The 2,859-nt window shown below is 64.2% G+C and carries 1 protein-coding gene and 1 pseudogene; both read right to left on the reverse strand.

The annotated features are described in order from the left end of the window. Nucleotides 1-302, reverse strand: a pseudogene (locus tag RKP46_RS19385) (hypothetical protein); the annotation flags it as partial. 314 nt (nt 303-616) lie between these two features. Next, the gene (locus RKP46_RS19390; RefSeq protein ID WP_311108151.1) at nt 617-2,803 is read right to left on the reverse strand and encodes an AAA family ATPase; all 2,187 of its coding nucleotides are present in this window, start codon (nt 2,801-2,803) and stop codon (nt 617-619) included. Nucleotides 2,804-2,859 lie beyond the last annotated feature (56 nt).

Consider the following 2,859-nt stretch of genomic DNA (forward strand, 5'->3'; position numbering starts at 1 on the left):
ACGCCCTGGTACGGGATCTGGTGGTGCTCGCACCATGCGGTGAGGTGGGCCATGAACCCGCCGTAGGCGTGGGCCGCATCGACCCCGGCGTGACGGCGTACCTCCTCGAAGTACACGGCGTCGATGCCGTCGCAGGACTGCTTGATCTCGGTGAGCCAGCGTTTGAATCGCAGGTAGCGCATGCCGCCACCCTCGAAGCGTTGCGGCTTGAAGGATTCCGATCCGCTGGTCACTGCGCCATCGCGGTCGCGCAGCGCCCAACCAGCCTGAGTGCCGAGATCCAGTGCCAGGATCGAGGGCATGGATGGCCGCCGATGATCTGATCCCGGGTGGCCGGCAAGCCCCCTACGTAGAGTGGAGGGACCCTCTGGTCCCTCTCCTACGTAGTAGGAGGGGGAGTTTTCGCCAACTGGAGAATGGGAGAAAGTCCAGCAACCACGCGGGTTTGCGCCAGTTGGCAAGTTGGCATCGTTGCCAACTGCCAACTGCGGGTAATTTTCCGCAATACCTTGATTTACCTGGACTTCCAGTTGGCAGGGGTTTGCCAACTGCGGGTAGTTGGCAAGGAAATGGGTGCAGTTGGCAACGGTGCTGCCAACTGCCGATTGGGCAATATTCATGAGGCCTCCGGGTCGTTCAGTTCGTCGTGGTAGACCCACACGTCGGGGTTCTCGACAGGCATCGAGGCGCCGGAATGCGGGCACTTGTAGTGGGTGGGGAGCACCGTGTGCTCGCGCATCGGCAGCTCGCCGGTGGCCGTGTCGACATCGCCCGCTGGCATGCGCAGCACCATGCCTTCGACGCAGAGATAGCCGAACTTGGTGCGGCCGCTGGAGGGCAGACCGTAGTCAGCCGCGTTGCGGAAATACTTGATGTAGCCCTGCGTCGACAGCGCGGAGACGCGTTCGCGGATGGTTCGCTCGCCGCCCAGACCGGCCTTGCCCTCGAAGGACTCCGCGAACTGGTTGGCGGTGTAGCAGCGCCCGTTGCCGGCCTCCTCGAACAAGATCTGGAGGATCGCGTCGCGCTTGCGGCGGCGCTCGGCATCCAAGCGCTCGCCGTAGTCCTTCATCACCAGCCGCTCGTTGGCATCGACCTCGCGCCACTCGCCGTTGATCTTGTCGACATGCCGTTGCGGGATACCCGCGCCGTTGCGCAGCTCAAAGATCAGCTGGCGGGTCGTTCTGGTCTCGTCGGGCCTGAACAACAACATCCCGGTCGAGTAGTAGCCGCGCAGACTTCCCGCGCCGGCCAGTGCCTGGAACGGGTCCTCCTCGAACTGCTTCTTGCCGAGCTTCTTGGTGTGGTGGGCGAGGATGACGCCGGCGTCCGGATTCACTGCCTGGCGAATGCGCTCCACCCGCTGGGACAGGAAGAACAGCATGGCGCCGTTATCGTTCTCGCCTCCAGCGTCACCGCCGTCGAAGACGTTGCGGATCGGATCGATGGCGATGATGTCGGGAGGCTCGCCGCCGAAAGCCTGCGCGATCGCTGGGATCACCTGCGCCAGTCCCGCGTCATCGAGCACCAGCCGCAACTGCGGTGTGGCGACGAAGTTGGCGCGGGCATCCAAAAGCCGGTGTGATGGCAGGCGCACATCCTTCACGCGCTCGCGCAGGTAGTGGTACTGGACCTCGGCCTGCAGGTAGAACACGCGCAGCGGACGGGGTGGCTGCATGCCGAGGAATACAGCGCCTGCAGCCATGTGCGCCAGCCAAGACAGCAGGAAGTCGCTCTTGCCGACTTTCGGTGCGCCACCGAACACCAACATGCCAGCCGGTGTCAGCACGCGCGGAGCGATCAGATCGGGCGGCAGCGGCGAGTTGTCATCGAGCAGTTCGCCGAGCGTGAAGGTGGGCAGAGAGGGAGCCGCTGCCTTTACGATCCGTCGGTCACCCTGGGCGATGAATGCCGCGCAGTCGAAGCCCTCGTCGACAGCGTCTGCTGCATCCCACTTGGCCGGCTTGTCGGTCGGCGGCACCAAAATGGCCACGGATGCGCTGCCCGCCATCACGCAAGCGCGTGCTGCGCTCTCGGCGTAGTCCCAGCCGGGGGCATCCCGGTCCGGCCAGATGACCACGGATTTCCCGGCTAGTGGACGCCAGTCGGTCTTGTCGACTGGTGCCTTGGCGCCGTTCATCGCCGTGGTGGCCGCAATGCCGCAAGCAACCAATGCAGCCGCACATTTCTCGCCTTCGACCAGGACGACCTCTCGCGCTTTCGCGATGGCCGGTTGGTTGTAGAGCGGCCTGAGGTCGGGGGCGCGCCACATGCGGGCGCGGACATCCCAGGGGCGATACTCTTTGCCTGTCGGCGGGTCATACCGGTAGACGCAGGCGATCAGCTCGCCATCGGGAGTCAGGTAATCCCATTTGCCGGTGTAGGCGCCGAGGTCGTCCATCGGCACGCTGCGAACATCGCGGCGCATCGGCGTGATGCTCGGCGGAGCAAGGCCCAGCCACTGCCGGATCTCTCCAGCAACGCGTGGAAAGTCTTTACGTGCAGAACGGCCCTGCGAGCGCGCCCACAGATCGATGACATCGCCGCCCTCATCGGTGGAGAAGTCTTTCCACAGGCCGCGCCGTGGTCCGTCCAACTCAACCACCAGACTCTTGCCCAGGTTGCCATCGACATCACCGACGTAGAACTTGCCACCCCGGATGCGCCCCTGCGGAAAAAGGTACTGGAGAACAGCCTCGAGTCGATCCAGCAAGCCAGCGCGCAAGGCATCGGTGTCAGAGGTCAGTTCGTCGCGCTGCTCGGGCGCGTCATTGAAGTCGAGCCAGATGATGTTGTCGGCCATCATGTCGAACTCCAACAGCGGTCCTGCCAGGGGCAGAACTTGCACTCGACATGCGT

The organism is Accumulibacter sp., from assembly GCF_031732815.1.
GTDB lineage: Bacteria > Pseudomonadota > Gammaproteobacteria > Burkholderiales > Rhodocyclaceae > Accumulibacter.

Bases quoted from the DNA above. Each gene is read 5' to 3' on its own strand.
- RKP46_RS19390 (WP_311108151.1), bottom strand. From the start codon at position 2,803: ATGGCCGACAACATCATCTGGCTCGACTTCAATGACGCGCCCGAGCAG.